We start from the raw sequence: 6000 nt of genomic DNA on the forward strand, positions 1-6000 counted from the left end.
ACGACGTGTTCGCACCCGATGCGCGTTCACCTCGCAATTGTACCGTGCGGGATGCACGCGGGCCCGCCTCAATGCGTACTGTCAAAGGTCGCTGCGGCGGGCTTCGGATGCCCGGCCGTCGTCGCGCCTCTGACACAGGCGCTGCCGGGGCCGCGTGCTAAAATGCCCGATTCGGTGCGACACGCACGCTCGTGTCCGACTGCTCCACGTTACGGAGCATCGACTAGAGGGTTATTGAGGCAACTCACCATGCCCTCCGTAGGCGGCCCCCTTGTGGGCCGCACTTTAGGAAGCAGATGCAACCTCTGGGAAGCATCCTTGTAGTGAAATTGGAAACCGGAGCAATCAGCCGGGAACCTTGTTGCATGGGCCTGATTACCGTCAGGTCCCGCCCAGTCAGCGGCTTCACCTCCGCCGACAGGGCGGGGTGATGTTTGCAATTCCCTCGCCTTCAGGCAAGGGTTTCGCTAAACGATACGAGCGAAAAGCTCGGTGTGTCATTGTTCGACTTCGTTTGCTGGACGACGAGGGTAGTGAACCTGCTGTACGACCAGCAGTAGCCTAGGAAGACATGCGTCACTGGCAACGGTGGCGTATGAAGCTCTTCTGACAATGTAGCCCCCGGAAATTTCGGGCAGATTGGTTCCGCGAGGAGCGGTCTGGATACTCCTAGCAGCAAGGGGGTAAGGCGCTAGGCTGGCTGATAGGGTTAACGGAAGTGAACTGCTGATAAACCTCGTTAGCATTGTGTGCCAAAGCTGCTGATAGGCACTAACCAAAAGGTATGCGGTTGGATAGCCCGCTCGAATCTCGGGTTACGTCGTTCGTGATACCGCCGGGGAATAGGCAGAACCTAAGTCAGTCGTGTGACATGCCGGGAACGTGGTAAGCCTGTATGGTTGCCAGCGCAGTAAGGCTGGCAGGCGAACCGCAAGGGACGCTGATGATTGTGCAGGTATGGGAGGACGGAAAAAGCGAAGGCCGGGCTGTAATGGACCGGATAGGGGTTGGGACATCACCCCACGCGAAAGCGGGCAGACTTCCGTCTGGTCTACCGTCGCAAGACGGCTGACTACCCTCTGTAACTTGGTCAGATGCAGGTGCATGCGCCTGCATTGAGTTTTGTTGTTCCCCAGCGGGGTGTATCTACCCCGCTGGGGGAGATGCGCCTTCTGTCTGGGGACTTTTCCAGGTAGGAGAGCAGCATGAAAGTATCTGGTCGAAAGACCGGATCTGCGCTTTCCCGCGCGCCGGACAACTGGTACGCCGTAGATTGGCGACGGGTTGAGCGGAACGTGAGAGGGATGCAGATTCGAATTGCGAAGGCGACGCGGGAAGGTGACTGGCGTAGGGTGAAAGCCCTGCAACGGATGCTAACTCGCACGTTGTCTGCGAAGCTGTATGCGGTACGACGTGTTACGCAAAACCAGGGTGCGCGAACGGCTGGAGTCGATCGCGAGCTATGGGATTCGCCTGACAGCCGGTGGGAAGCCATCGGCGGGTTGAAGCGGCGCGGATACAAGCCTCTGCCATTACGGAGAGTCTTTATCCCCAAGGCCAATGGGAAGGAACGCCCTCTGGGCATTCCGACCATGCGGGACAGGGCGATGCAAGCTCTGCATCTGCTGGCTTTGGAGCCAGTATCGGAATCGACGAGTGACCTGAATTCCTACGGGTTCAGGCTAAATCGTTCGACAGCTGATGCGATGGCCCAAATCCGCGTTTGTATGTCCCAAGAGGCTTCTGCCAAATGGGTCCTCGAAGCGGATATCAAGGGATGCTTTGACCACATCAGTCATGACTGGTTGGAAAACAATGTCCTGATGGACAGAGTAATCCTCCGGAAATGGTTGAAGGCTGGCCTGATTTATAAGGGGCAGCTACAGGCGACTGAGGCCGGTACGCCGCAGGGAGGCATCATCTCCCCGACGTTGGCAAACGTAACGCTGAATGGGCTGGAGCGAGAACTGGAAGTGCACCTCGGTGCAAAACTAGGGATCATGAAAGCTCGAAGGCTCAAAGTGAATGTGGTGCGGTACGCGGACGACTTTGTAATCACCGGCGACTCGCGTGAGTTGCTGGAGTGCGAGGTCCGACCTTGGGTAGAGGCATTCCTTGCGGTTCGGGGGCTGCAGTTATCGGAGGAGAAGACGCGGATCACTCACATTGACGACGGCTTCGATTTCCTTGGGTGGAATTTCCGAAAATACTCGGGAAAGATGCTCATCAAACCGAGCAAGAAGAACGCGAAAGCGTTCTATAGCAAGGTGGCGGAAACGATTCGCAGCAACAAGACGGTGAAGCAGGAGGAGATGATCCGACTGCTAAATCCAATGTTGCGCGGATGGGCGCAGTATCACCATCCGGTTACGGCCAAAAAGGCGTACACCCACATGGAGCATCTGGTGTTCCGGAGGCTCTGGTGGTGGTCCAAGCGGCGACATCCGCGAAAGAGCAGCAGTTGGGTGCGACAGAAGTACTTCCACTCAATCGACGCTCGACAGTGGGTGTTTGCGGTCCGGACGGTTCGAGATGATGGCAGTTGGGGCCTGATGGAGTTGTACCAACTCAGCGGTACGGCGATCAGGAGACACAAGAAGATCCAAGGAGAATTCAATCCCTTTGATCCGAAGTGGGAGCAATATGGCGAGCAACTGCGGCAGACGCGTCTGTGGGATTCGATGCGCTACCGGAAACAGTGGGCAAAGCTGTACATGTCGCAGAGCGGGCTGTGTGCGCACTGCGGCTGTGCCTTGACGGACGAAACAGGCTGGCACGACCATCATCTGGAATATCGGATGCATGGCGGGTCAGACAAGTTGTCCAACCGGGTCTTGCTTCACCCGCACTGTCACCAGCAGGTACACGTTGGTAAACTTGTAGTAACTAAGCCGGTTCTGTCGTAGACAGAACTTTGTTTGTAGATTTGAGCCGTATGCGGGGAAACTCGCACGTACGGTTCTCGGGGGGCCCGATCTTCGTAAGAAGGTCGGGCTACCCGACAATTCACTCTTGGACTAAGCCGCCGAGGCTCTTCCGACCCCGGAGCGCGCGTGCACGAACCGTACGCCGCGACCCAGCCGAAGCCGCGACGCAGACACCGATCCGATGACCACCGGTTTTCTACAGAAGATTTTTGGCAGCCGCAATCAGCGGTTAGTCAAGCAATATCAAAAGACCGTCGCGTCGATCAATGCGCTCGAACCGCAGATCGAGCAATTGACGGACGATCAACTGCGCGCCAAAACGGGTGAATTCCGCCAGCGCGTCGCAAGCGGCGAGTCGCTCGACAAGCTACTGCCGGAAGCTTTCGCGGTGTGCCGCGAGGCCAGCAAGCGGACGCTGAAAATGCGCCACTTCGACGTGCAGCTGATCGGCGGCATGGTCCTGCACTACGGCAAGATCGGCGAAATGCGCACCGGCGAAGGCAAGACGCTCGTCGCCACCCTGCCGGTGTACCTGAACGCGCTGTCGGGCCGCGGCGTCCACGTGGTCACGGTCAACGACTACCTCGCGCAGCGCGACGCCGAATGGATGGCGCGTCTGTACAACTTCCTCGGTCTGTCGGTCGGCATCAATCTGTCGCAGATGGATCACGAGTCGAAGCAGCAAGCGTACGCCGCCGACATCACGTACGGCACCAACAACGAATTCGGTTTCGACTACCTGCGCGACAACATGGTCTACGAGACCGAAGCGCGCGTGCAGCGGGCCCTCAACTTCGCGGTGGTCGACGAGGTCGACTCGATCCTGATCGACGAAGCCCGTACGCCGCTGATCATCTCCGGCCAGGCCGAAGACCACACCGAACTCTACGTGCGCATGAACGCGCTGCCGCCGCTGCTCGAACGCCAGATCGGCGAAGAGAAGGCGGACGGCACCGGCGTCGAAAAGCCGGGCGACTACACGCTGGACGAGAAAGGCCGTCAGGTATTCCTGACCGAGTCGGGCCACGAAAAGGCCGAGCGCCTGCTCGCCGAGTGGGGCCTGATCGGCGAGGGCGAGAGCCTGTACGCGCCGCAGAACATCACGCTGATGCACCACGTGTACGCGGCATTGCGCGCGCACACGCTGTTCTTCAAGGATCAGCACTACGTCGTGCAGAACGGCGAAGTGGTGATCGTCGACGAATTCACCGGTCGTCTGATGGCGGGCCGTCGCTGGTCGGATGGCTTGCACCAGGCTGTCGAGGCGAAGGAACACGTAAAGATTCAGAGCGAGAACCAGACGCTCGCGTCGATCACGTTCCAGAACTACTTCCGCATGTACGCGAAGCTGGCCGGCATGACCGGCACGGCTGACACCGAAGCGTACGAATTCAACGAGATCTACGGTCTCGAAACGGTCGTGATCCCGACCAATCGTCCGCCCAAGCGGATCGACAAGCAGGATCAGATCTACAAGACCGCCAAGGAACGCTACGACGCGGTGATCCGCGACATCCGCGATTGCTACGAGCGCGGTCAGCCGGTGCTGGTCGGCACGACGTCGATCGAAAACTCCGAACTGCTGTCGCATCTGCTCAAGCAGGCCGGTTTGCCGCACGAAGTGCTGAACGCGAAGCAGCACGCGCGTGAAGCCGAGATCGTCGCCGAAGCGGGCCGTCCGAAGCGCATCACGATTGCCACCAACATGGCCGGTCGCGGTACCGACATCGTGCTCGGCGGCAACGCGGAAAAGCAGGCGTCGTTCATCGAGCTGGACGAAACGCTGGCCGACGACGACAAGCAGCGCCGCATCCAGAAGCTGCACGACGAATGGCAGGCGCTGCACGATCAGGTGAAGACCGCGGGCGGTCTGCACATCATCGGCACCGAGCGTCACGAATCGCGCCGGATCGACAACCAGTTGCGCGGCCGTGCCGGCCGTCAGGGCGATCCGGGTTCGTCGCGCTTCTATCTGTCGCTGGAAGACCCGCTGCTGCGCATTTTCGCCGGCGATCGCGTGCGCGCGATCATGGACCGTCTGAAGATGCCGGAAGGCGAGGCGATCGAGGCGGGCATCGTGTCGCGTTCGATCGAGTCGGCGCAGCGCAAGGTCGAAGCGCGTAACTTCGACGTTCGCAAGCAATTGCTCGAATACGACGACGTGTCGAACGATCAGCGCAAGGTCATCTACCAGCAGCGCAACGAATTGCTCGAAGCGAACGACATCACCGAGACCATTGGCGCAATGCGTCATGGCGTGATCGCCGACATCGTTCACCAGTTCGTGCCGGCGGGGAGCATCGAAGAGCAGTGGGACGTGCCCGAGCTGGAAGAAGTGCTGCGCAACGAGTGGCAGCTCGACCTCGCGATCCAGGAAATGATCAACGAGTCGAACTCGATCAACGTAGACGAGATTCTCGAAGCGGTCGAAGCCGCCGCGGACGAAGCGTACGAGGCGAAGGTCGAGCTGGTGGGCCGCGAGTCGTTCAGCGCGTTCGAGCGTTCGATCATGCTGCAAACGCTCGACCGCAGCTGGCGCGAACATCTGGCCGCGCTCGACCATCTGCGTCAGGGCATCCATCTGCGCGGCTATGCGCAAAAGAACCCGAAGCAGGAATACAAGCGCGAGGCGTTCGAACTGTTCGCCGCGATGCTCGACGCCGTGAAGCTCGAAGTCACCCGCGTCGTGATGAACGTTCAGATCCAGTCGCCGGAACAACTGGAAGAAGCCGCCGAGCAGTTGGAAGAACAGGGCGGGCATCTCGAGAACGTCGAGTTTCGCCACGCCGAATTTGCCGAAGCCGCGTCCGCGGCGCCCGTCGCAGCCGAAGCGGCCACTGCCGCCATGATCGGCGACGCGATGAGCCATGGTCACGGCCACGGCTCATCGTCGCAAGCGGCGTCGCATGTGAGCGCGGACAGCGTGCCGAAGGTCGGCCGCAACGATCCGTGCCCGTGCGGCAGCGGCAAGAAGTACAAGCAGTGCCACGGCAAGATCGCGTAAGACCGAAGGGGGGGGGCCTGGTGGCGCGGCCCGGGGGGTTTATCAGGGGGTGGGCGGGTGATTACCGGG

2 protein-coding genes are annotated in these 6000 nt (G+C 60.0%); both read left to right on the forward strand.

Going from position 1 to position 6000, the window contains the following annotated elements; genetic code table 11:
- Window positions 1-1205 precede the first annotated feature (1205 nt).
- A complete protein-coding gene (gene ltrA, locus P0D89_RS39800) occupies window positions 1206-2906 on the forward strand; it encodes a group II intron reverse transcriptase/maturase (protein WP_028196484.1) in 1701 nt (566 codons plus the stop codon).
- A 202-nt stretch (window positions 2907-3108) separates the two neighbouring features.
- Window positions 3109-5931 carry a preprotein translocase subunit SecA gene (secA, locus tag P0D89_RS39805; RefSeq protein ID WP_408360267.1) on the forward strand — a complete coding sequence of 941 codons (2823 nt, stop codon included), beginning with the start codon at window positions 3109-3111 and terminating at the stop codon, window positions 5929-5931.
- Window positions 5932-6000 lie beyond the last annotated feature (69 nt).

This window comes from Paraburkholderia sp. RL18-085-BIA-A (genome assembly GCF_046027075.1).
In the GTDB taxonomy this organism is placed as follows: domain Bacteria; phylum Pseudomonadota; class Gammaproteobacteria; order Burkholderiales; family Burkholderiaceae; genus Paraburkholderia.

Excerpts from the sequence above, each read along its gene's own strand:
- secA (WP_408360267.1), top strand. The coding sequence starts at position 3,109 with ATGACCACCGGTTTTCTACAGAAGATTTTTGGCAGCCGCAATCAGCGG.
- ltrA (WP_028196484.1), top strand. The coding sequence starts at position 1,206 with ATGAAAGTATCTGGTCGAAAGACCGGATCTGCGCTTTCCCGCGCGCCG.